A 23,915-nucleotide genomic window follows, 5' to 3' on the forward strand; every position below is an offset into this window, starting at 1 on the left:
AAATTAATTTTCTACATTTATTTCAGCAAATAAAGAAGCACTTACTGATTTATTATATAATCTAAACATTTGTAAAAGTTTCATATCTAAAGCTTCATCACTTGATTTTAGATTAAAAGCATCTTGTTTTTCTTCATCAAATAGCCATAAAAAAGAGTTTTTAGATACTTTTGGGATAACTGCTCTTACATCTTGACTTCTTCCAATATACCAAAAACAATATCCATTTGGAAAAGAAATACTTAACATATCTTTTATATATGAAATATCTTCATCAGATTTAATAGTATCAATATATCTATAAAATGATTTAAAATCATAATATGGTAAAAAAGGTCTATTTAATTTTGTAGAATTTATATTTCCCAAAATATATTCTAAGAACCATTCTCTTTCTTTGTCAGTTACTACAATTATTGAAAAACCTCTTTCTAGAAGATTATGAATATTTTTAGACACCAACGGTGTCCATTCATATTTTTTTTCTTCCAACCAAGGAGATATTAATCTATCTTCCCTAATTGTGTCGACAGTCCAATTTAAAAATTCTTGCACTACTATTTATCCAAATTATAAGCATCATGTAATGCTCGTACGGCTAATTCTGCGTATTTTAAATCAATAATCATAGAAATTTTGATTTCACTTGTTGAAATAATTCTAATATTAATATTTTCATTAGCAAGTGCTGTGAAAGCTTTTGATGCAACTCCTGTATGAGACTTCATACCAACACCAACAATTGATACTTTACAAATAGCTTCATTATAATCAATTTTTTCAGCTTGAGTTTTAAACTTTTCCATAACATTTTTACAAATTAACAAATCTGTTGTTGGAATAGTAAAATCTAAATCTGTTTTACCATCAACACCAACTGTTTGAACAATCATATCAACATTTATATTTGCATCTGCAAGTGAAGTAAAAATTGAAGCTGCAATTCCTGGTTTATCAGTAACTCCATACATTCCAACTCTGATTTGATTTTTATCTAAAGCAATTCCACTTACAATTGGTTTTTCCATAATATTTTCTTCCTTTGTTATTAATGTACCTTCAACTTCTGGCGTAAAGCTGCTTCTTGATACTAAATTTACATTTAATTTTTTTGCCATTTCTACTGATCTATTTTGTAAAACTTTTGCACCTAAAGATGCTAATTCTAACATTTCATCATAAGAAATCATTTCTAATTTTTTTGCTTTTGGTTCAATTCTAGGGTCTGTTGTATAAATACCATCAACATCTGTATAAATCTCACAAACATCTGCTTCAATAGCACCTGCAATTGCAACAGCTGTTAAATCACTTCCACCACGACCAAGAGTTGAAACTCTTAATGTATCTTGTGCCACGCCTTGAAAACCAGCAACAACAATAATATTTCCTTCTTTTATTGCTTCTTTCATTTGTGTTGTATCAATTGATTCAATTCTTGCTTTTGTGTGAGCATTATCTGTAATGATTCCAGCTTGTCTTCCACTCATTGACATGGCTTTATAACCCATTTCATTTAAAGCAATTGATAAAAGTGCAGAAGTTACTCTCTCACCAGAACTTAAAAGCATATCAATTTCATCTGCTTTAGGAGTTTTTGAATAATATTCAGCATATTCTATTAATTTATTAGTTTCTCCACTCATCGCAGATACAACAGCAATAACATCATGACCTTCGTCTTTTATTTTTTTAATGATATTTGCAACATTTTGAATTCTATCAAGTGTACCAACACTTGTTCCACCAAACTTAAGTACTTTTAACATCTAATTTTTATCCTTTTTAAATATAACCCTCAGTTTTAAAATAATGTAGAACTTGTTTATAAACAGTTCTTTTAAAAAAAGTTATATAATCATAAATATTTTTAGTAGGCACGAATTTATATTCGCTAAATTCAGGAATTTCTGTATTAATATTTATTTTAGCGCCTTTTTTCAGTTTCACTAAATAATATTTTTGTCTTTGTCCATCGTAAGGATACATCCTTTTTGCAATAGCTGCTGGAAATTCATAAGATACCCAACTTGGGTATTCAGCTATAATTTCAACATCTCTTGTTCCGATTTCTTCTTCTAATTCTCTAAATAATGCTTCTTTTGATGATTCTCCCTCATCAATACCACCTTGAGGAAATTGCCAAGCATTCTCCACATCAGTTCTTGAAGCTATAAATATTTCGCATATATGAGGATATTTTGCTGATAGTACAATTGCTGCTACATTAGGTCTAAATTTTTTTTTCTCGTTGTTAATTGTGATTTCATTTTTATCAGTCATAAATATATATTCCCTTATAATTAGCCAGATATTTTACAAAAACTAGGATTAAAAATTGCTTTTATATATACACATTCCCTTTTGCGATAGTAAATGTTTTTACTGCGCTTTTAATTCATACACAGATAGATTTCACCTAAAACATGAATATATGAATGCATTAAAAAAACAACTAAAAAATGACCTTGAAAATTATGTAATTAAACATAATAAAAAAATAGAAACTGTTTTCATAGGTGGAGGAACTCCCTCAACAATTAAGCCTTCTGAATATGAAGAAATATTTGAAATGATAAAACCACATTTAGAAGAATTTACAGAAATTACAAGCGAAGCAAATCCAAATTCAGCATCCTATGAATGGCTTGAAAACATGAAAAAACTAGGCGTAAATAGAGTAAGTTTTGGAGTTCAAAGTTTTGATAATGATAAGCTGAAATTTCTTGGTCGAGCTCATAATAGTAATAGTGCTATAAAAGCTATACAAAATGCAAATAGTATAGGTTATAAAGGTATTAACTGCGATATAATATATGGTGTACAAAATGATACTATGGAAAGCTTAAAGAAGGATTTCGATACAGCTTTTTCGTTACCAATTACTCATCTTAGCGCGTATTCTTTAACCATTGAAGAAGGTACAAAATTCTTTGATAGATCTAGCGTAAAAATTGATGATGAAGAGTTATCTTATGAGATTTTTGATTATATAAATAAACAAGGTTTTCATCAATATGAGATTTCAAATTTCGCAAAAAATAAAGAATCAGAATCAAAACACAACTATGGATATTGGCAACATAAAGAGTATTTAGGAGTAGGAGCTGGTGCTGTTGGATATGTGAATCAACATAGATATTATCCATCTAAAAGTTTAGAGGAATATATAAAAAATCCATTAGAATATGAGTTGGAAAAGATAGATGAAAATGATGTTAAAACAGAAAAAATCTTACTTGGATTTAGAAGTTTAAATGGAGTTGAAATATCACTTTTTAATGAAGAAGAAATGAAAAAAATAGATGATTTGATTCAATATGACAAAGTTTATATAAAAGAAAATAGGATTTTTAATAAAAATTTTCTACTTTCAGATGAATTAGCCTTATATATTTTGGATTAATCTATTAATCAAACTTATAATTTGAAAATATAAGTTTGATTTGTTGGTTTATTTTTAAATAAGCTTAAAAAGTCGCACTTTTTACAAAAAGTATTTGACATAAAATCGACACACTAAAATTTATTCTGTTATACTTATACAATAACAAAATTATGGATTTATTAGGTATGTATTGATAAGTGAAAACTATTTATATATAATTCTTTCATGTAAAACATAACGAAAATTAGTGAATTGGCTGGACTCCGTTTTTGCGTCGGGCCTTACTCCGACATTACTGTCCGGTTTCGACCGATTTTTGCATTAAATCAAAAAAACCTCCTAGAGAGGTTTTCCCTTTTGGGTTTTTTCAAGCCTATATTAAGGTTTGGAAAAGTTTAAAAATAAGGCTATAAATATTATCTATTTATTTTCAAGCCACCTGTAGTGTCTATTTGAAATTGATTATATTTTTTGAAGGTAGATTAAATAAAGCTTTAAATATCTGATTTGATAGGTCTCTTTATTTGTTCCATAATCCCTTAATATTTGTGAAACTTTGTAGTTTTTACTTTTTGAACACTTTGTGGAACAGGGAAAATTAATATAAATACTTCGTGTTCCAAAAGTAAGAGGTTTTGGAAGAGAATGTTCAGATCTTTTTGTCCTATCTCTTAATGATAGATTATTTTATCTCAGAATCTTTTAATTCTGAGTATGAATTTATGTTGCCACTCCAATAGAATAAATCAAATTTATGAAATGTTAAAAAACAATGTTCATGGTATGACAATAACTGAATTATCAAAAGAGTTAGATGTTAGTACAAAAACAATTCAAAGAGATTTGTATGAAGTATTAAATAGTTTTGGAGCTATAAAAGAGGGGCGAACTTAGAAAATAGACCCAAAACTACAAGAAGATAATCTAGCTTCAAATGAAAAATTAATTCTTGGTATTTTAGATGAAATGGCAAAGGGTGCTGGAGGAATATTTTATTCAAAAGCTCACTCACTTTTATCACAAGTTTCTCAACAGCTTGAACATCCAATTTTTACAAATATCAATGGTGAATATTTAGAAGAAAAAAATATTGCTTTATTTGAACAAATAGAAAAAGCAATTAAAGAAAAAGTTGAAATAACTTTTGATTATGAAAAACATAACTTTCATGTAAAACCTCTAAAACTAGCTTTCTTTGATGGTTTTTGGTATTTATTGGCTCTTTATATAGGGGTAAAAGAAGTATTCAAAAAGTATCATCTTAAAAGTATTAAAAATATACAAAATTTGGAAGCAAACTTTGAGATACCTCAAATTGTAGAAGATAGATTAAGATACGCTAACTCTGTTTGGTTTAATCTTGATGAACAATTTGTTGTAAGATTGTTTGTAGATAAAAGTATTAGAAAATACTTTGAAAGAAAGCCACTAAGAGGTCAAACTATTATGGGTGAAGATAGAGATGGCTCAATAGAAATAGAAATAAATATTACAAATGAAATGGAAATAATACCTTTAATCTTTTGGTATATACCATATATAAAAGTTCTTGAGCCTCAATGGTTAGCTGATATGGTAAAAGAAAGAGTTCAAGGGTATTTGAAAGAGATATAATAAGCTAATTTTGTTATAATAACACAGGTTATCATAACAAAGGTTTTTATAATGAAGTTTTACAATAGAGAAAAAGAATTAGAAGTTCTAAAAAAAGCAGATGGTTTAAAATCACAAAAATCAATAATGACAATGTTAATAGGTAGAAGAAGAGTTGGAAAAACGACTCTTGCTTTACAAAACTATTCAAATGAAAAGGTTTTATATTTTTTTGTTTCTAAAAAAAATGAACAACTACTTTGTGAAGAGTTCTGCAACGAAATAGTTGATAAATTAGAAGTTAAGATTTTTGGAAAACTTACAAAATTTGAAGAACTTTTTGAATATATTTTAGAGCTTGGTAAAACAAAATCATTTACACTTATAATTGATGAGTTTCAAGAGTTTTTTAGAATAAATGAATCAATTTATTCATCTATGCAAAAACTTTGGGATTTAAATAAAGATAAAACAAATATTCATCTTATAACTTGTGGTTCTGTTTACTCACTAATGAAAAAAATCTATGAAGATAATAAAGAACCGTTATTCGGAAGATGTGATTTTAAAATAGATTTAAAACCTTTGAAAGTTAGTGTTTTAAAAGAGATTTTAAAAGATTATAATTCATATTCAAATGAGAATTTACTTGATTTTTATTTATTAACTGGTGGTGTTGCAAAATATATCGAACTATTTATTTTAAACAGTAGTTTTGATTTAAAATCAATGATAGATACAATAATTGACCCAAACTCAATGTTTTTAGAAGAGGGTAAAAATAGACTTATTGAAGAGTTTGGAAAAGAATATGGAACATATTTTTCAATTCTTGCACTTATCTCTGATTCTAAAACTTCAAGAAGTGAAATAGAATCTATTTTAGAAAAAAACATTTCAGGACATTTATCACGACTTGAAAATGACTATAACATCATAAAATCAATTAAACCGATAAATGCAAAACCAAACTCAAAAGTTCAAAAATATGAAATAGTAGATAACTTTTTAGCTTTTTGGTTTAGGTTTATTTTTAAATATCAATCACTTATTGAAGCTGAAAATTTTGATAGATTAAAAGAGATTATTTATAGAGATATTTCAACTTTTAAAGGAAAATTCCTTGAAAAACTATTTGTTGAACTTTTAAAAGAGAAACAAACTTTTACAACTATTGGTTCATATTGGGAGCGAAATAATCAAAACGAAATAGATATAGTTGCTATTGATAATATTGATAAAAAACTTTTAATTTGTGAAGTAAAACTGAATGAAAAACGACTAAGTTATAATGATTTAGTTTTAAAATCTCAAAAATTAGTTCAAGAATATAAAGGTCATGAGATTGAATATAAGCTTTTATCTGTGAAAGATATTTAGATAATTTCTCATGGATACCCTTTCCATTATTACTCCAGAATTGTTTTTCCTGAAGTATATTAAATTTAAAAAATATCCTTAACTTAAATAAAACTGTTTTTCCAGTTTTATTTAAAAAGTGTTCAAGTGTGAGCATTTTTTGCAAATTACTTAGCTTGGATTCAAATTAATATCTTCAATAATTGCTATTAATTTCATCTCTAGCAATCGATATCTACAAAATAACTAGTTCCTCGTCCTGTTGTTGCAGGAGTTTGTTTTATACATCCTAGTTCAAGTAATTGTTTTAAATCATTAGTCGCTGTTGAAGGTGAAGCTTTTGAAATTGCAACATATTTTTTCTTAGTTAATCCACCTTCAAAGTTTTTAAATCCTGAATCAAGGATTTTATTTAATACTTTTATTTGTCTTGAATTTAATTCTTTATCTCTATGCTTATCCCAAAAACTAGTTTTCTCTTTAATATATTGAAGTCCTATTTGGGCTTCTTGCAATGATTTTAGTAATGTTTGTAAAAAGAATTTTAACCAAGCTGTAATATCAAGTGGATTTTCTTTTATTCTAAATCCTGTTGTTTGTTCAAGAACTTCGTAGTAAGTTTTTTTATTTTCATATATAGTTTTTGAAATAGAGTATATTTTTGAATAATATGATTTTTCAACACGGGCTAGTACATATTTACATATAGTTCTTGAAATTCTTCCATTACCATCATCTAAGGGATGTATTATTAAAAACCATAGGTGAGCGATTGCTGCTTTTATTATTGAGTCTTCTGTTTTATTAAACCAATCAAAGAATTCAACTAAATAATCAAAAAGTTCATCATGTGGTGGAGCTTGATAATATATAACTTCTTTAGGACCTCCACCACCAATTATCATTTCATAATGACCTCTAGTAAGACCTATATTAATTATTTCACCTTTATTATTTCGACCTGTTGGAAATACAGATGCATGCCATGCAAAAATTCTTTCAATATCTAAATCTTTTTCATAGTTTGTACATGCGTCAATTAATATATTAACTAATCCATCAGTTACATAATCAGTATTTGCATATCTATCAAAGCCTAGCTTTTTAGCGATAGATTTTCTTACACTATCTCTATTTAGAAACTCACCTTCAATAGCAGAACTATTTATTACTTCATCAGCATAAGAATCTTTGAGCTTTTCTTCTAGTATTTCTTTTGATACAAAAGATACAGTACTTGATAAAGAACCTTGTAGGAACACAATATCTTGTATCAAAGAATCTAGTTCTTCTTTATCATATGTAAAATTAGGATAATTATCAAATTCCCATATCCATTTTTTTTTCATTTAAAATACCTTTTTTTACTTTATTATAATAGATTTTGTGCTTAAAGGCAATATTATCGCACAATATATTATGCGTAAAATTTGTAATATCACACATTTGGAATTTGAAAGTAGTTGTCTGAAATCTTATATGTTGCATTAATATTAAAGGGAACTATATCCTTAGGAATAAATCTTCTGCTTTTACACAAATAGTTTATTATAAATATATACCCAATAAATTATTTTAGATTTTTAAGCACAAAATCGACACATAGTTTTATACTGCTCCATAAATTCGTAGTTTATATTAAACTTATAATATAATCCAAACTTTTAAAAGGTAAAAACTAAATGACAATAAAAGATACGATAAGAAAATATACAAATGAACTAAAACTTGTAACTCATATTCCAGCAAAAGAAGTTGAAATTTTGATGTTACATCTTTTGGGTAAAAATACAATTTGGCTGCATTTAAACTACAATGTAGAATTTGAAAAAGAGAAAGAACTTGCTGTTTTAGTAAAAAAAAGAGCTACAAATTATCCACTAGAATACATTATAAATAAAGCTTCATTTTATGGAGAGATGTTTATTGTAAAAGATGGTGTTTTGATTCCTCGACCTGAAACTGAGATTTTAGTTGAAAATGCTGTTGAGCTTTTAAAAGATAAAAAAGAGCCATTAAAAGTTTTAGAAATAGGAACAGGAAGTGGAATAATATCTATAATGTTGGCATTATTGGTTAAAAATATAAGAATTATTGCAGTTGATATAAATCCTAAAGCATTAGCTTTAGCAAAAGAAAATGCTATAAAACATGGAGTTGAAGAAAAAATAGAATTTAGATTAAGTAATTTATATGAAAATATAGATGAAGATGATATTTTTATGACAATATCAAATCCTCCATATATCGCAAATAATTATAAACTTCCAACAAATGTAAAATATGAACCATCAAATGCTTTATTTGGAGGGGTTGTGGGAGATGAACTTTTAAAAGATATTATAAAACAAACTGCTGAAAAAAAAATTCCTTATTTACTTTGTGAAATGGGATTTGATCAAAAAGCTCCTTTGGAAAACTATTTCAAAGAGTTTAGTGTAGATAACTATAGTTTTTATAAAGATTATGAAAGTTTTGATAGAGGATTTACTCTAAAATTTAAAAAATAAAAAAAGGAAGAAAAATGTTTACAGAATTTAACTTAGAAAATTTAGAAAACTCAAAAGAAATATTAGAAAATTTATTAGATGAAAATAGAAAAAAAATAGATGATTTATTAAAAATAGAAAATAAAACTTATAAAAATTTTGTTTTACCATTTCAAGAAATAGGGGAGAATACTAACGATTTTTTAACTCCAATATTTCATATTGATTCTGTAAAAAATTCAGAAATAACTACAAAAGTATATGAAGAATGTATCCCTGTAATCTCAAAATACGAAACAGATATTTCTCAAAATGAGAATATTTATATGGCTTTAAAAGATATACAGTCTAAAAAACAAAGCACTTTAAGTAATATACAAAATAAAGTTTTAGAAAACGAAATAAGAGACTTTAAATTATCAGGTTGTCACCTAGAAAATAACAAAAAGAAAAGACTAGAAGAGATAAGTTTAAGACTTAGTGAACTATCACACAAATTTTCACAAAACCTTTTAAATGCAACAAATGAGTTTGAAATGGTTATTGATAATTTTGAAGATGTAAAAGAGATTCCAGCTTCTGATTTGGAATTAGCAAAGTTTGAAGAAAATGGAATTACTAAATATAAATTTACACTTCAAATGCCATCATATTTAGCTTATATAACTTATGGAACTTCAAGAGAAAAAAGAGAAGAAATTTATAAAGCTTATTGTACAAAAGCTCCACAAAATGGAAAAATTATTGAAGAAATTTTGGCTTTGAAAAATGAAAAAGTTAAAATTTTAGGTTTTGATTCTTATTCACACTATTCATTAGCTACAAAAATGGCTTCAAAAGAAGAAGATGTTATTTCATTTTTAGAAGAATTAGGACATAAAGCTAAAAATAGAGCAAAAGAAGAGTTAGAAGAAATAAAACAAATAGCTGCAAAAGATGGAATTATAGATTTTCAATCTTATGATATGTCATATTATTCTGAAAAACTTAAAATTGCTCAATATGATTTTGATGAAGAGTATTTTAGACCATATTTTGAACAACAATCAGTTTTAAATGGTTTTTTTGATTTCTTACATCAAATGTTTAATATCAAATTTACAAAAGCAAATACGACTGCTTGGGATGAAAAAGTTAAAGTTTATGATTTAAGTGAAAATGATAAAACAATTGCAAGAATTTATATTGATTTAGAAGCAAGAAAAGACAAAAGAGGTGGCGCATGGATGAATAACTGGCATTCACACTATAGAACTTCAAATGGTGAAATAAAACTGCCAACAGCTTTTATTGTAGGAAATTTCCCTCAATCTACAAATGAAACTCCATCTCTTTTAAGACATTCAGATGTAGTAACACTATTTCATGAAATGGGTCATGCTTTACATCATTTATTAAGTAAAATTGAAGAACCATTTGTAAGTGGAATTTCAGGTGTTGCTTGGGATACAGTTGAGTTTCCATCGCAGTTTTTAGAATATTTTTCTTACGATAAAGATGTTTTAAAACTTTTTGCTAAACATTATAAAACAAAAGAAGTATTAGATGATGAGGCAATAGATAAAATTATAAAAGCTAAAAATTTCCAGTCATCATTAGCAACTCTTAGACAAGTTGAATTTGCTTTGTTTGATTTTAAACTATATCAAAAGTTATACAAAACAGAAGATGAAATACAAGATTTATTAAATACAATTAGAGATGAATTTGCTGTAATGATTCCTCCAAAATATAACAAATTTCAAAATGGATTTTCACATATTTTTTCAGGTGGATATGCGGCTGGATATTATTCATATAAATGGGCTGAAGTTTTAAGTGCGGATGCTTTTTATATGTTTATAGATTCAGGAAATATTTTTAATAAAGAGCTTGGAATTAAATACAGAGATACGATTTTAAGCCAAGGTGGTTCTTATGATATGGACAAATTATTTTTCAATTTTACACAAAGAGAACCAAATATAGATTCTTTACTAAAAATTGATGGAATTATTAGCTAACTTTTGTAATAATACTGCTCTTAATAATTATATCAACAAGGATTTAATAACATGACAAACGCAGAAACAATTTTAAAACTAAATGAAGCTTTAAGTACATTAATTAAGGCATATGAAGAACTTCAAGGTGATAATACAAGTTTAAAAAATAGAATTAATGAATTAGAAGATGAAGTGCTTGAATTAGAATCAACAAAAGAAGATTTAGAAAAAAATGTTGATGAGTTAAAAGATCATACTCAAAAAGATAAATCAAATATAAGCACAATGTTAGGTAAAATTGAAAGTATTTTAAATAAAAAATCTTCAACTACTCCAAGTGTAAATTCTTCGACTTCAGTTACTCCTGAAACTTCAAAAATAGAAGAGAAAAAAGATGATATTTTTAGTAATAATACAAGTAATTCAACAAGTCCAAATAGTTTGTTAGATAATTTGAAAAAAGAAGAACCTAAAGAAGAGAGCAATAGTAATAAAATTGATTTAAATAGAATGGCTTCTTTATTAAATGGTTTTAATCACTAAAAGATAAATAGTATTTATGATTACACAAGTAGATAAAGACTCTTTATTTAATACCTTTGGAGTTAAAAACTTCGAATTATTACATAGTGCCATAGATAATATGGCACCTTCTTTAGTTGAATATTATTTATCAAGTTTTAGAAGTGATGATGAATTATATTTTAATAAAAGAGATATTGAAGAGTCTATTTCTATAGGGGATTATAACTTATACATAGATTATACTAAAAATATATATTTAGAATTAAATTCTACTACCAAAGAGAGTACAGAATCTTTTTGGTAGCAATTTTATAAAAATTATAAATTTGATATTATCAAATTTTCAATACCATTACATTTTCCAATGTGTGGTAAAAGAATAAAATCTATTTCAGGATATAAATCTTTAAATCTTTGAATTTCAGAAGGAATATCTTCTTGAACATGTTTTCCAGCAGCTAAAAAGTATGGAAATATTTTTATTTTTTTGCAATTCTGTTTAATTGCTTCGTTTATTGCCACAGAAATTGATGGTTCACAAAGCTCTAAAAATGCATGAGAAACTAATAATTCAGTAGTTATGTTACTCTTTATTTTTGAAACAATATCAACAATTTCATCATTTGAACTTTTAACTTTGCTCCCATGAGCTATAATAACTAAAGCTTCCACTTATTAAAATCCTTTTTATTTTATTTTACAATTTTTCTTTTTTATTTTACTTTTACTTTTTCATAATAATTAAAAAATTTCAGTTGTTTTATATAATCTATCTTTATCAAAGTGCGTATAAATTCTTGAAGTATTAATATCTGCATGTCCTAGCGCTTCTTGAACTAAAATCAAATCATGATGTTTTGCATAAAGTAAAGTTGCAAAACTATGTCTTAACATATGTGCTCCATTTTTTTCTTTTCTAATACCAGCACTTATTAAAATATTTTCAACAATTCTGCTAACATAAGCTTGAGTTAATCTCTCACCTTTTTGATTACAAACTAATAAATCACTATTACAAACTCTCATATCTAACCAATGTTGCAAATCATTTTCAATAATAGAGCTTTTAATCATCACAACTCTTGGTTTATTTCCTTTTCCTTTTATTTGTAATAAATAAACATTTTCTTCTTTAAACATATCTTTTATTTTAAGATTTAGTATTTCACTAACCCTAATACCTGTATAAATAATGATTTTTAAAATAAGTCTATTTCTATATGCAATATTTTCAGTAAATTCAAAAGTATCAATAGCATTTAAAAATTTATCAATTTCAACTTTATTCATAAAAGAGGGGAGTTTTGTACCACTTTTACCACTTAATCCACCCCAATTTTTTAGCTCTATTTTAAATAAATAAGAAGTTCCATCTTCATTTTCATTTTGTTTATCTATATAAGAAAATAGGGCTAATAATGCAATTCTATGATTCTTTTTTGAAGCATCAGACAAAGCACTTGTTTCACTGGCTAAAAAATCACTCAATAACTCTTCATCTATTTCTTTCATAGAAGCTAATCCCAAATTTAAAGTAAAATTGTATAGCTTAAATAGGGGATTAAAATATGTATTAACTCCAGCTAAACCTATATTTCTAGCCTCTTTTACGATAATACTTAATTCATCAATAGATTTTGTTCCTTTTACTAATGATTGAATTATTGCAGCTAGTTTTTGTTTATCATTAACTTGTCTATTTGAAAGAGTTGTTAATTTATTTCTTATAAATCTTTCAATCCAAAAAAGAAGGGTTTTCTCAAAGGTATTATTAAAATCCAATTCATATCTCATATTTATTCCTATTTAAGAACTTATTACAAAGTAGATTATAGCAAAAGATATATTTATATTAGTTTGAAAATTATAGTTTTCAATACTAAGTATTATAAAAAAAGAGAATATAACATTATCTCTTTTTCCCTTTTGAAAATTCAATGATATAATCAGCTATTTCATCTAAATGAATTATATCTTTTACAGCTCCTGCTTGTATAGCTTTCATAGGCATACCAAAAACAACGCAGCTTTCTTCATTTTGAGCAACAGTATATGCGCCATTATCAAAAAGTTCTTTCATGGCAATTGTCCCATCATCTCCCATACCTGTCATCATCACAGCCATTGCAGCACTTCCAACAGTATTATTAACAGATCTGAATAAAACATCAACACTTGGTTTATGTTGACTTACTTTTTTTGTATCTAAAAGTTTTGTTTTGTACTCATTTCCAAATTTTTCGATAGTTAAATGCATATTTCCAGGAGCTAAATATCCATGACCTTTTTCTAAAATCATTCCATCTTTTGCTTCACAAACTTCAACTTCCGAATGATCATTTAATCTTTGAGCAAAAGAACTTGAAAACCCATAAGGAATATGTTGCGTGATTAAAATTGGAGGTAAGTTTCCTGGTAATCTTTTAAAAACTCGCAAAAGTGACTCAACACCACCAGTTGATGAACCAATTGCAATTAATTTCATTCCAGGAAATGTTGCTGCTTTTAATGGAATAACTTCATCTGGATGTATTTTATACTCAATATTTAGAGATTGCGTTGAAGTTTTTCTTGATGCTTGAGGTTTTTTTAAAGTATACCTTTTTAATAAAAATGTTAAATTAAGTAAAGTATCTTTTATTCTTTCTTGAAAAGATTGCATTGTTTCACCATTTTCAGGCTTAGGAATGAATCCAACTGCACCATCATCAAAAATATCATTTCCTCTAACACCCTCACCTGAAATTACAACAGCTGGCATTGGATGAAGTCGCATTAAGTTTCTTAAAAAAGTAACTCCATCCATTTTTGGCATATTTATATCAATTGTAACTAAGTCAGGTTCATATTCTTTGATCTTTTCTCTTGCATCATAAGCATCAGTTGCCACGCAAACAACTTCAAATTCATCAATAGAATTTATCATATCTTTGATGATTCTTCGCATTGATGGCGAATCATCTATTACTAAAACAGTATACACTTATCTTACCACCCTACTTAATTTTTTAGAAAAGTTCAATTTCCATTTGAGGCTCTGCCTCTTTATTATCAATACCAAATAATTCCACAGCTCCTGAGTATTCTTTGATAACAGGTGCTTTTGTAATTTCTTGTTGTAAAAATTTCTCATCTGTTAAAATTTTACTATCAGTTTCAGATTTTTGTGTAACTTTAATAAATGTTTCAAATTCATTAGCTAATAAAATTAATCTTCCATGTTCGCCACGAGTGTGTTCACTAATTAATTTAAATCCTTCTGATTTACAAAAATCCTTAGCAAATTCAACATTTCTAAACCCAATAGATTGAGAAGATAAATTTATTTGCATAATATCAGCGCCACCTGATATTTTAGCTACCATATTCCCTTTACTACAACCTAATTTATACATTTCATTAAGCATTGCTTCCACAGAATACAATCCATATTTCATATCATCGTTTGTATTATTTGTTTTTGGTAATAAAAAATGATTCATTCCTTTTATTTTTGTAACTTTGTCATAAAACATAATAGCTACACATGAACCTAATAATGTTTTAAAAGCAATTTGCTCAACATCATTACCAACTGCAAATTCCCCACCTATTATCGTATGTGTTGGAAAACCTTTTGTTTTTTGAGTAAATCTTACAGCTGAAGTTTTTTCTATGCTTCCATCTTTATGACCTATTACAATCATATGATTTCCTTTTCTTTTAGAAAAATATTTTGACCTACTCTTTTAACATAATTAACTAAATCTTGAGGATTTTCTGAATGTCCAAGATAAAGTGTTCCACCGATTTTAAGATATTTAAACAATTTTTTTAAAATTTCGTTTTGATCTTCAACTGAAAAATATATTAATACATTTCTACAAAAAATCACATCAAACTGATTTTTTGAAAATGGATATGAACTATCATTTAAATTCATAACTTGAAAATTAATCATCTTTTTCAAATCATCATTAACTTTTATTAATACTTCTTCACCAGCAAGATTCTTTTGAACTCTTCGTTTAAAATATTTTTGTGGTTTTATCCATTCAGGAAACTCTTTTGAAGATTTAGAATATCTATAAATACCATTTGCACCGTATTGTAAGACATTTGTATCAATATCAGTTGCTATTATAGAAGCATTAATATTTTTATTTAAATCTTCTTTTGCTTTTAATACAGTCATTGCCATAGAATAAGGTTCTTCTCCTGTTGAAGAAGCTGAACAATACATATTTATCTTTTCTCCACTAGCAGCAAACATGGGTAAAACTCTATCTTTTAAATCAATAAAATGAAAATCTTCTCTGAAAAAATGCGTTTTATTAGTTGTAAAAGAATTTATAAATTCTGTTACATTATTTCCTTGTTCTATAGAGTTTAAAAGCTCCATAATATCACCTGAAAAACCACAATTTCTTTTCAGTTTATCAATTCTATTTGAAATCATAATATCTTTATTCTCTGAAAGGGTAATTCCTGTTAGAGAATAAAGAAGTTTTTTTACTTTATTATGTACATCTTGAGTCGTATATTTCATATGTTAAGATGCTTTTTTAGCTATACTCATATCTCTCTCAACTTTTAATTGAGCATTAATAATACCAACAACATCCAAAATAAGACCAATGCTTCCATCACCTCTTACTGTTGCAGCTCCAATTCCTTGAACACTTCTAAAGTTTTTATCTAAAGGTTTTACTACAACTTGATGTTGATTTAAAAACTCATCTATTGATAATGCAACTTTTGTATTACCAGATTTTACAACAATTAACATACCATCTTCAAGTTTTGCAAAACTTTTTTCAAGACCAAATAATTGATGTAATTTAACAACCGGAATAAACTCTTCTCTTAACATTAATAAATCTTGAGTTCCATCTCCAATTTTCTTAATCATTTCAGAAGTTGGTTGCAATGATTCAACAATTGAACTTAAAGGTAAAATATATTTTTGATTTCCAACTTTTATATCTAATCCATCTAAAATAGCAAGAGTAAGAGGTAGCATGATAGTAATAGTTGTTCCAATTCCTTCATGAGTATCTAATTTAATAGCTCCACCTAATTTATGAATATTAGTTTTAACAACATCCATTCCAACACCTCGTCCTGAAATATCAGTAATTTGGTCTGCTGTTGAAACACCTGCTCCAAAAATTAATAAAGCTTTTTCATTATCAGTCATTGTATTATATTGATTTTCATCAATTTGACCTTGTTCAAGAGCTTTTTGTGCTACTTTTTCAAAATTAATACCTTTTCCATCATCTTCAATTGTAATAATCATTTGACCATTTGCTTGTTCAGCTGAGATACTAATAGAACCAACTTCAGGTTTTTTTGTAAGCTCTCTTTCAGCTGCTGTTTCAATTCCATGGTCAAGTGAATTTCTGATAATATGCATTAATGGATCTGTTAATCCTTCAATCATTGCTTTATCAATTTCAACATTATCTCCATAGTGTTTAAATTCAACTTTTTTCCCAAGTTTTTTTGATATATCTCTTACAACTTTTGGAAATTTAGAATAAATAGAATCCATAGGAACCATTCTAATACTCATAATTGAATCTTGCATATCTCTAATATGTCTTTCTAATAATTCTAATCTTTCAAGTACTGAATTTCTAGTTTTTGTTTCTTCAATAGTAGATGAAAATTGAGTTAACATGGCATTAGTAATTACTAAATCACCAACATTATTCATTAATAAATCAATTTTATCTAGATTTACTCTAATACTGTTGTTATTATTAGGAATAGATTTTTTAGAAGGATCACCTGCTTCATCTTCTTCTTTTTGTCTAGGTTTTCTAACTATTACTTTTTCTTCACTAACAGTATCCTCTACTTCTATTTTAGATATAGCTTTTTCTTCTTTAATATCATTACTTTCCATTACTGAATTTGCATTGATTTCTGGCATTTCATCAAAAAAACCAAAATTTTCTTTTTCTTCAATTTTAAAATCACTGTCCTTTGTATTATTAGAAATAGTTTCCAATTCATCATCATAAAAGCCATAGTTTTTATGAACTTCATCGATTTCATCATCAGCAAATATTCCATAAGCTTTATTTTTATTATCTCTTTGCTCATTTAAATCATCATCAAAAAAACCATAATTATCACTATCTAAAACTACTGGTGCTTCTTTTTTAACTTCAATTTTTGGAGTTTCAGCTGGTTTTACAACTTCAACTTTAGTCTCGACATTTTTAACTACAGTTCCATTTGAATAAGCTCGAAGTTCTTCCAGTAATGAAGTAGTCATTTTTGTAAAAGTTTCTCTATCTAATTTATTTGCCACTTCAAGGTCTAAAAGCTCTTTCATAACATCAAGTCCATCAATAAGTGTTTCAGCCATTTCAGGAATAAACTCAATTTTATGATTTCTTAATTTATCCATTAGATTTTCAACATCATGGGTAAACTCAGCAAATAATGCCAATTCAACAGATGCACCACTTCCTTTTAGAGTATGAACATCTCTAAAAAGTTGTCCCATCTCCTCATCTGTTAATGAACCATTATTTTCAGCTACTAATAAAACATTATCTGCTGATTCAAAGAGCTCTTCAGCCTCTTCAAGAAACATTTCTCTATATTTGGAAATATCAAACGACATGAAAACTCCTTAATTTATCTACTTAAAACTATATTTACTGCTTTTAACAATTGATCTGGTACAAATGGTTTTACAATCCAACCAGTAGCACCGGCTGCTTTTCCTCTTGCTTTCATTTCATCACTTCTTTCAGTAGTTAATACTAAAATTGGCTTTTTTGAATATTGTGATATTTTTCTTAGTTCACCGATTAGTGTTAATCCATCCATATTTGGCATATTAACATCAGTAATTATTAAATCAAAATCTGCAGCCTTAGCTTTTGCTAAACCATCAACACCATCAACGGCTTCAGTTACATCAGTATAACCACCCTCGTTTAGTGCATAGTTTAGCATATCTCTTAGCATTGTAGAATCATCTACTATTAAAAGCTTAGCCATATTAAAACCCCTTAGTTTTCTTAAAAAAATTATTTTTACTATACTAACGAAAAAAATATTAATTTAGGATTAGAGTAGATGAAAAGTTCGTAAGTTTATAGATTATATAGGGAATTCGTAGTTAATTTGTTATTTAAGGAAAGTTCTAATGTAAAGATAAAATTTCTTTACATTAGAAAAAATTATAGTATTAGTTTGAAGATAATTCTATTCTGTCTTTTGTAACTTTTAAAACTTTTACATCAATTTCTTGACCAACTGATAATATATCAGATACATTAGTTACTCTTTCTTTTGAAATTTTAGAAATATGTAAAAGTCCTTCACCGCCTTTTGGCAACAAAATAAATGCACCAAAATCAACAACTCTTTCAACTTTTCCTAAAACTACTTCATCAATAGCATATAATTTTTCGAAATCTATATTTTTAACAAACTCTTTTCTTGCTGGTGCATTATTTGAAATAGTTTTGATATGTTCACAAGCATCTATAACATTTTGTTTATTTCCACCACTTACTTTTACAGTTCCACTATCTCTGTCTAAATCAATTGAAACTGTGAATTTCTCAATAATTTCTTTTATAGTTGCCCCTGCTTTTCCAATAATTACCATTATTTTGCTAGGATCAATTGCAAATTGCTCAACTAAAGGTAATGCACTACTTGGAACAATATCAAGTGCTGATTCTTCCATTAAAGCTAAAATATGAATTCTTCCATCTTTTGCTTGAAGTAATGCTTCTTTTAAAACAGATAATTCAATTCCACCTAATTTAATATCCATTTGTAAAGCTGTGATTCCTTTTGTAGTACCTGCAACTTTAAAATCCATATCACCATCATGGTCTTCTAATCCCATAATATCAGTTAAAACTGAATAATTATTTCCTTCAACAACCATACCCATAGCAACACCTGCTACTAAATCAGAAATAGGAACACCTGCTGCTTTTAGTGCTAAAGAACCACCACAAACAGTTGCCATTGATGAAGAACCATTTGATTCAAGAATTTCAGAAACTAATCTTACTGTATCACTATAATCATCATCAATTGTAGGCTCTAATGCTTTTTTACCTAAATTTCCATGACCTAATTCTCTTCTCCCTACTCCAAACATAGGTTTTGCTTCACCAACTGAGAAACCTGGAAAATTATAATGAACCATAAATCTATCTACAGAAGTTCCTTTATCAGCCAAAATCTCGTACATTTGTCCATCTTTTGGACCTGCAATTGTTCCCACAACTAATGCTTGAGTTTCACCTCTTGTAAATAAACAAGAAGAGTGTGCAGATGGTAAAATATTGATTTCAATATCAATTGGTCTCACATCTTTAAGACCTCTTCCATCAGCTCTGATTTTATCATTTACAATCATATTTCTTACGATTTCTCTTTTTACAACTGAAACTGCTTCATAAATTGTAGATAAAGTTAACTCATTTGTAGCACAATAATCATTTTTAGAAATCATTTTTGCAACATCTTTTAATTGAGTTGCTCTTTCACTTTTTGCTAATTTTTTTATAGCTTCTTTGATTTCGTTTGAGAAAGTATCTCTTACATAATTTATAACTGATTCTTCAATTGTAAATTGAATTAATTCAACTTCTGTTTTTTCTTTACAAGAAGTTTCAAAACCTTTTTCATAAGTTAAATTTGCTTCTTTTAAAGCATCTTGAGCAAAAGCAATAGCTTCAACTAAAGTATCTTCATTCATTTCGTTTGCATTATGAATTTTAGTAAATGCTTCAATATCAACTTCAACCATTTGGCTTGAAGAAATAGTTTTCATTTCAATCATTAATAATTCATCTTTTGAACCAGCTACATATAAATCTAAAGTAGAATTTTCCATTTGTTCAGGTGTTGGATTAATAACATAATTATTTTCAATTCTTCCAACTCTTACACCACAAACAGACTTTTTAATAGGAATATTTGAAGTATATAAAGCAGCATTTGCAGCATTTAAAGCCAAAGCTTGTAAATCAACATTTTTATCAGCACTTAAAACCATAACTGTAATAGTTGTAGGATAAACATAACCTTTTGGAAATAATGGTCTTAAACTTCTATCAATAACTCTTGAAGTTAAAGTTTCAAAATCACTAGGTTTTCCTTCTCTTTTGATAAAACCACCTGGTAATTTTGCAGCTGCATAAGTTTTTTCTATATATTGAACAGTTAATGGAGTGAAATCTTCACTTACTGGATTATCAAATTCACTAACAACCGTAGCTAATACAACTGCATTTCCTATTCTTGCTAACACTGAACCATTAGCTTGTTTAGCTACTTTTCCAAATTCAAAAACCTCTTGTTTTCCATTTAATTCAAATTCACAAACTGTTGACATACTTTTTATCCTTTAATTATTTTCTCTAAATCTTCAAAACTAACATCTTCTAAACTATCATAATAAAAATCAATTTCTACGAAATGATCTAATTTTTTAATAAAATATAAATCATCTGCAATTGATTCTATGGTAGGAATACTAGCTGTTGGTAAAATTGGAGTTGCTACTGAAATAGACTTAGCTTTTAAATTAATAGCTGTTTTTATACAAGCCATCATTGTTAAACCTGTATTAATTCCCTCATCAACAATCAATACATTTTTATTCTCAAACTCTTGAATCTTTTCTCCATGTCTAAACTTATTTACAGTTTTAACAATAGATTCTTCATACACTTGTTTAGATTTTGAATAAACATAATCCAAACTAATATCAAAGGCTTTTATTAATTCTTCGTGAATTAAAACCTCTTCATGCTCTGTTACAACGGCTATTTCACAATCTTCATTATTTGGAGCATAAATTTTTCCTGAAAACATCATATCATATTTACTATTAAGTGCATTTGCTATAATTTTTGCTATTTCAAATCCACCATATGAACTTGATATTACAGTCCAATCTTCCAATCTCATACTATCAATTGGTAAAACATCTAATAATCTATAAGCAGCAACTTCTCTATTTTTAAAATATATTCTATCTGGATTCATTAATTATTGTCTTCCATTTTATATTTTTGTTTAATTCCACCTAGTGGTTTTAATAAAACATTTACAAATATAATTTTTTGATCTATTGCTTCATAATTTAGTCTAGAAGAAGGTACAACTTCATTTTCATATCTTATATCCATATTCCAACAAGTGTCATTTATATTAAAACTAATACCTTGTTTACTTCTAATATTATCAAGTAAATTATAATTTTCATAATATGAAAGTTTATAATCTTTAGCAATTTTATATGAAGTTACAACTCTATATGATTCTAAATCTTCTCTATCATTAAAAATATTTTCTGTTTTTTTCGTTTTGTAATAACCAAGAGTTAAAGATAAATCATTATAAATAAAATTTGAATCTGCATTATTTTCAACAACTTCTTGGTCTTCAACATTGTAAATAACTTTTCCACTGATACTTCCATAATCATGATTAAGTCTAATATAATTCTCTAAATCTTCTAATTTTGGTTCATTTAGCGAATCATATAAAATTGATTGTGAAATTTTATGATTAATCCATTGTTTTAAAGTATTGTTATCATATAAAGATTGATTAGCTGATAATTTGATATTCTTTTCTTCTTGTGTAATAGGAAAAGCTTTAAGTTCTTGCTCTTTTAAAGAACCTGTTTGTGTAGTAATTTTATATAAATCACCATCTTCTTCAAGGTTTTTTGGAACAATATATTCTGCTTTTAAATTAAGTGTATGTAAATAATTTTCATAAGGCTTAATTAAATCACTTCCAATTCCTACTGAAGTTCTATTTTGAACTAAAGTTCCATCTTTATATCTTGGACTATTAAAGTTATCATAATCATATTTATCTATAATTGTTTTATTTTCTATAAAAGCATATATATAATCATCAATTAAATGTTCACTATAACTTAAAGGTAAACTTATTTCATATACATTTGCAGTTAGACCTTCTTTTCTCGTATAATTCATAACTTTTGTATCTAATGAATAAATTAATTTATCAATAAATAATTCTTTATTGTAAGAGTGAAATTGTAATTGAGGTAATTCTTGTAAAGTTTCATCATTTGATTTTTTTGAACCATCAATATAATATCTACCATAAACACCACTATAATATTCAGAATTATCATAGAAATAATTAATTTTAGATTCTACTTTTTTATCCGTAGAAGTCAATTCATCATTATCTTCTATAGTAATATATTCTATATCATTAAAATAAGTAAGTGAAGTATATAATCCATCTTGAGAATTGTTATCTGAGAAAATATCTCTTCTTTTATAATCTAAATCAAAACCATAATGCTGTTGGTTTTCTAAATTATTTTTTACAAAATAATCTTCATTTTCTCTAAAGGTACCTACTTTCATCTCTAATAAAGAATTAGGAGAATCAGCATATCTATAATATGTATATGCTCCATATCCTCTATTTGTTCGAACTTGAGGTATTACTTCTATATCATAATTATATGCAGGAGCAAAATATATAGGTTGAGAATAAAATAATCCTTCTCCACCTGAATAACCAATAGTAGGAAGTAAAAGACCTGTTCTTCTTGTCGTATCTGTTGGAAATCCTAAATAAGGGCTATAAAATACAGGAACATCTTTTACATAAATTCTTGTATTATAAGCATTTATCCATTTTGCTTCTGTATCATAATTTGCACTTGAAGCTCTAATACTCCAAACAGGGTCTAAACAATCACATGACGAAATAATCGAACTATCAAGATCTATCTCTTCTTTTTCTTTATTTGAAGTTTTTGAATTTATCCAAATTTTACTACTTTGTTCTTGTAAAAACATTGGATTTTGAGTAGAAGAATCTTTCTTTAAATCAACAAAAGCATAATCACTTTGTGTTTGAATATTATTATCTTTGATTACTAAAACATTATCAAAAAGTTCAAAAGTTTCATTTTCTTTATTATAAATAACTTTATTTGCACTTAAATAATAAGTTGGTGAATAAATAACAACATCACCACTTGCAGTAATTATATTTTCAATAGCATCAACAGTTTTAGCAACTAATTGAAATTTTTCGTTTTTTAATTCTTGAGCGTAAATTAGACTTGAAGTAATAAGTAATGAAGATATTATTTTTCTATGCATTTACAACCAACGATCTACCTGTAATATCATGAAAAGTTTTTCTTCCATTATTAAAAAATCCTATTAGAAAACCTATATAAAAAAACATTTCTGAGAAAATTCTTCCGACTGCTCTTAAAAAAGATGAAAACATAGAAACTCTTCCCCATTCATTTGCATCTATAACTCTTATTTTTACAACTATTTTTCCAATTGTTGCTCCATAATACCAAACAAAAAAAGTTTGATATATAATTTTCAACATAATCAACGGAAATGCCAATTCTGCTTTTAATAAATACATTAAAGCATCCATATCATGACTTACAGAAAGAATATCTCCCCAAAAAATCATCATAATAATTATAGTTACTAAAAAATCATCAATTACATAAGCCAATGCTCGTGAACGCATTGAAGCTAACTGAAGATTATCGCTGTTATTTTGCAT

General features: G+C 26.9%; 23 protein-coding genes. 8 read left to right on the forward strand and 15 right to left on the reverse strand.

Annotated features, from left to right (window positions below; all coding sequences use genetic code 11):
- Nucleotides 1-3: 3 nt before the first annotated feature.
- From B0174_RS07660 to B0174_RS07670, 3 genes are read right to left on the reverse strand one after another with little or no spacing between them, the layout of a single operon-like run.
- Nucleotides 4-555: a HobA family DNA replication regulator gene (locus B0174_RS07660; RefSeq protein WP_108559328.1), complete on the reverse strand. Its 552-nt coding sequence runs from the start codon at nucleotides 553-555 to the stop codon at nucleotides 4-6.
- A 2-nt stretch (nucleotides 556-557) separates the two neighbouring features.
- A complete protein-coding gene (locus B0174_RS07665) occupies nucleotides 558-1,769 on the reverse strand; it encodes an aspartate kinase (RefSeq protein ID WP_108559330.1) in 1,212 nt (403 codons plus the stop codon).
- 16 nt (nucleotides 1,770-1,785) lie between these two features.
- Complete coding sequence (locus B0174_RS07670; RefSeq protein WP_108559332.1) at nucleotides 1,786-2,283, reverse strand: RNA pyrophosphohydrolase; 498 nt, start codon at nucleotides 2,281-2,283, stop codon at nucleotides 1,786-1,788.
- A gap of 55 nt (nucleotides 2,284-2,338) precedes the next feature.
- On the opposite strand from B0174_RS07670, the gene hemW reads away from it, so the two are divergent.
- From hemW to B0174_RS07685, 4 genes are all read left to right on the forward strand, one after another.
- The gene (gene hemW / locus B0174_RS07675; protein WP_108559334.1) at nucleotides 2,339-3,406 is read left to right on the forward strand and encodes a radical SAM family heme chaperone HemW; all 1,068 of its coding nucleotides are present in this window, start codon (nucleotides 2,339-2,341) and stop codon (nucleotides 3,404-3,406) included.
- A gap of 696 nt (nucleotides 3,407-4,102) precedes the next feature.
- Nucleotides 4,103-4,282 (forward strand): HTH domain-containing protein, encoded by a 180-nt coding sequence (locus tag B0174_RS12380; protein WP_228156435.1) that lies wholly within the window; start codon nucleotides 4,103-4,105, stop codon nucleotides 4,280-4,282.
- Nucleotides 4,283-4,354: 72 nt separating this feature from the next.
- Nucleotides 4,355-5,002 carry a WYL domain-containing protein gene (locus tag B0174_RS07680; RefSeq protein ID WP_228156436.1) on the forward strand — a complete coding sequence of 216 codons (648 nt, stop codon included), beginning with the start codon at nucleotides 4,355-4,357 and terminating at the stop codon, nucleotides 5,000-5,002.
- Between the two features lie 51 nt (nucleotides 5,003-5,053).
- Complete coding sequence (locus B0174_RS07685) at nucleotides 5,054-6,361, forward strand: ATP-binding protein (RefSeq protein ID WP_108559336.1); 1,308 nt, start codon at nucleotides 5,054-5,056, stop codon at nucleotides 6,359-6,361.
- A 200-nt stretch (nucleotides 6,362-6,561) separates the two neighbouring features.
- Here the strand turns inward: B0174_RS07685 and B0174_RS07690 are convergent, their stop codons facing one another.
- Nucleotides 6,562-7,689, reverse strand: a complete 1,128-nt coding sequence (locus tag B0174_RS07690) for a Fic family protein (protein WP_108559338.1) — start codon at nucleotides 7,687-7,689, stop codon at nucleotides 6,562-6,564.
- A 333-nt stretch (nucleotides 7,690-8,022) separates the two neighbouring features.
- Between B0174_RS07690 and prmC the strand changes: the two genes are divergently transcribed.
- From prmC to B0174_RS07710, 4 genes are read left to right on the forward strand one after another with little or no spacing between them, the layout of a single operon-like run.
- Nucleotides 8,023-8,850, forward strand: a complete 828-nt coding sequence (prmC, locus tag B0174_RS07695; protein ID WP_108559340.1) for a peptide chain release factor N(5)-glutamine methyltransferase — start codon at nucleotides 8,023-8,025, stop codon at nucleotides 8,848-8,850.
- Nucleotides 8,851-8,864: 14 nt separating this feature from the next.
- Nucleotides 8,865-10,832: a M3 family metallopeptidase gene (locus B0174_RS07700; protein WP_108559342.1), complete on the forward strand. Its 1,968-nt coding sequence runs from the start codon at nucleotides 8,865-8,867 to the stop codon at nucleotides 10,830-10,832.
- Nucleotides 10,833-10,883: 51 nt separating this feature from the next.
- Nucleotides 10,884-11,357, forward strand: coding sequence for a hypothetical protein (locus B0174_RS07705; RefSeq protein ID WP_108559344.1), 474 nt, complete (start codon nucleotides 10,884-10,886; stop codon nucleotides 11,355-11,357).
- A gap of 16 nt (nucleotides 11,358-11,373) precedes the next feature.
- Nucleotides 11,374-11,643 (forward strand): hypothetical protein, encoded by a 270-nt coding sequence (locus B0174_RS07710; RefSeq protein WP_108559346.1) that lies wholly within the window; start codon nucleotides 11,374-11,376, stop codon nucleotides 11,641-11,643.
- Between the two features lie 14 nt (nucleotides 11,644-11,657).
- On the opposite strand, the gene B0174_RS07715 is transcribed toward B0174_RS07710, so the two are convergent.
- The 11 genes from B0174_RS07715 to B0174_RS07765 form a co-directional block, all read right to left on the reverse strand.
- The gene (locus tag B0174_RS07715; RefSeq protein ID WP_108559348.1) at nucleotides 11,658-12,011 is read right to left on the reverse strand and encodes a sirohydrochlorin chelatase; all 354 of its coding nucleotides are present in this window, start codon (nucleotides 12,009-12,011) and stop codon (nucleotides 11,658-11,660) included.
- A 69-nt stretch (nucleotides 12,012-12,080) separates the two neighbouring features.
- A complete protein-coding gene (locus B0174_RS07720; RefSeq protein WP_108559350.1) occupies nucleotides 12,081-13,133 on the reverse strand; it encodes a tyrosine-type recombinase/integrase in 1,053 nt (350 codons plus the stop codon).
- 115 nt (nucleotides 13,134-13,248) lie between these two features.
- A complete protein-coding gene (locus tag B0174_RS07725) occupies nucleotides 13,249-14,322 on the reverse strand; it encodes a protein-glutamate methylesterase/protein-glutamine glutaminase (RefSeq protein WP_108559352.1) in 1,074 nt (357 codons plus the stop codon).
- 25 nt (nucleotides 14,323-14,347) lie between these two features.
- Nucleotides 14,348-15,025: a chemotaxis protein CheD gene (locus B0174_RS07730; RefSeq protein ID WP_108559355.1), complete on the reverse strand. Its 678-nt coding sequence runs from the start codon at nucleotides 15,023-15,025 to the stop codon at nucleotides 14,348-14,350.
- Nucleotides 15,022-15,867 carry a CheR family methyltransferase gene (locus B0174_RS07735; RefSeq protein WP_108559357.1) on the reverse strand — a complete coding sequence of 282 codons (846 nt, stop codon included), beginning with the start codon at nucleotides 15,865-15,867 and terminating at the stop codon, nucleotides 15,022-15,024. Before B0174_RS07735 ends, B0174_RS07730 begins: the two co-directional genes overlap by 4 nt.
- Before the next feature lie 3 nt (nucleotides 15,868-15,870).
- Nucleotides 15,871-17,961, reverse strand: coding sequence for a chemotaxis protein CheA (locus B0174_RS07740; RefSeq protein ID WP_108559359.1), 2,091 nt, complete (start codon nucleotides 17,959-17,961; stop codon nucleotides 15,871-15,873).
- 14 nt (nucleotides 17,962-17,975) lie between these two features.
- The gene (locus tag B0174_RS07745) at nucleotides 17,976-18,344 is read right to left on the reverse strand and encodes a response regulator (protein ID WP_108559361.1); all 369 of its coding nucleotides are present in this window, start codon (nucleotides 18,342-18,344) and stop codon (nucleotides 17,976-17,978) included.
- A 190-nt stretch (nucleotides 18,345-18,534) separates the two neighbouring features.
- Nucleotides 18,535-20,709, reverse strand: coding sequence for a polyribonucleotide nucleotidyltransferase (locus B0174_RS07750; protein ID WP_108559363.1), 2,175 nt, complete (start codon nucleotides 20,707-20,709; stop codon nucleotides 18,535-18,537).
- Between the two features lie 5 nt (nucleotides 20,710-20,714).
- Nucleotides 20,715-21,365: a phosphoribosyltransferase gene (locus B0174_RS07755; RefSeq protein ID WP_108559365.1), complete on the reverse strand. Its 651-nt coding sequence runs from the start codon at nucleotides 21,363-21,365 to the stop codon at nucleotides 20,715-20,717.
- Complete coding sequence (locus tag B0174_RS07760) at nucleotides 21,365-23,485, reverse strand: LPS-assembly protein LptD (RefSeq protein ID WP_108559367.1); 2,121 nt, start codon at nucleotides 23,483-23,485, stop codon at nucleotides 21,365-21,367. The genes B0174_RS07755 and B0174_RS07760 overlap by 1 nt, the downstream gene beginning before the upstream one ends.
- Nucleotides 23,478-23,915: an RDD family protein gene (locus B0174_RS07765; protein WP_108559370.1), complete on the reverse strand. Its 438-nt coding sequence runs from the start codon at nucleotides 23,913-23,915 to the stop codon at nucleotides 23,478-23,480. The genes B0174_RS07760 and B0174_RS07765 overlap by 8 nt, the downstream gene beginning before the upstream one ends.

It is taken from the genome of Arcobacter caeni (assembly GCF_003063245.1).
Lineage (GTDB): Bacteria > Campylobacterota > Campylobacteria > Campylobacterales > Arcobacteraceae > Aliarcobacter > Aliarcobacter caeni.

Coding starts and splice junctions, on each gene's coding strand:
- B0174_RS07665 (WP_108559330.1), bottom strand. CDS start 1,769: ATGTTAAAAGTACTTAAGTTTGGTGGAACAAGTGTTGGTACACTTGAT.
- B0174_RS07670 (WP_108559332.1), bottom strand. CDS start 2,283: ATGACTGATAAAAATGAAATCACAATTAACAACGAGAAAAAAAAATTT.
- B0174_RS12380 (WP_228156435.1), top strand. CDS start 4,103: ATGAATTTATGTTGCCACTCCAATAGAATAAATCAAATTTATGAAATG.
- B0174_RS07680 (WP_228156436.1), top strand. CDS start 4,355: ATGGCAAAGGGTGCTGGAGGAATATTTTATTCAAAAGCTCACTCACTT.
- B0174_RS07685 (WP_108559336.1), top strand. CDS start 5,054: ATGAAGTTTTACAATAGAGAAAAAGAATTAGAAGTTCTAAAAAAAGCA.
- B0174_RS07690 (WP_108559338.1), bottom strand. CDS start 7,689: ATGAAAAAAAAATGGATATGGGAATTTGATAATTATCCTAATTTTACA.
- prmC (WP_108559340.1), top strand. CDS start 8,023: ATGACAATAAAAGATACGATAAGAAAATATACAAATGAACTAAAACTT.
- B0174_RS07700 (WP_108559342.1), top strand. CDS start 8,865: ATGTTTACAGAATTTAACTTAGAAAATTTAGAAAACTCAAAAGAAATA.
- B0174_RS07705 (WP_108559344.1), top strand. CDS start 10,884: ATGACAAACGCAGAAACAATTTTAAAACTAAATGAAGCTTTAAGTACA.
- B0174_RS07710 (WP_108559346.1), top strand. CDS start 11,374: ATGATTACACAAGTAGATAAAGACTCTTTATTTAATACCTTTGGAGTT.
- B0174_RS07720 (WP_108559350.1), bottom strand. CDS start 13,133: ATGAGATATGAATTGGATTTTAATAATACCTTTGAGAAAACCCTTCTT.
- B0174_RS07730 (WP_108559355.1), bottom strand. CDS start 15,025: ATGATTGTAATAGGTCATAAAGATGGAAGCATAGAAAAAACTTCAGCT.
- B0174_RS07735 (WP_108559357.1), bottom strand. CDS start 15,867: ATGAAATATACGACTCAAGATGTACATAATAAAGTAAAAAAACTTCTT.
- B0174_RS07740 (WP_108559359.1), bottom strand. CDS start 17,961: ATGTCGTTTGATATTTCCAAATATAGAGAAATGTTTCTTGAAGAGGCT.
- B0174_RS07745 (WP_108559361.1), bottom strand. CDS start 18,344: ATGGCTAAGCTTTTAATAGTAGATGATTCTACAATGCTAAGAGATATG.
- B0174_RS07750 (WP_108559363.1), bottom strand. CDS start 20,709: ATGTCAACAGTTTGTGAATTTGAATTAAATGGAAAACAAGAGGTTTTT.
- B0174_RS07755 (WP_108559365.1), bottom strand. CDS start 21,365: ATGAATCCAGATAGAATATATTTTAAAAATAGAGAAGTTGCTGCTTAT.
- B0174_RS07760 (WP_108559367.1), bottom strand. CDS start 23,485: ATGCATAGAAAAATAATATCTTCATTACTTATTACTTCAAGTCTAATT.
- B0174_RS07765 (WP_108559370.1), bottom strand. CDS start 23,915: ATGCAAAATAACAGCGATAATCTTCAGTTAGCTTCAATGCGTTCACGA.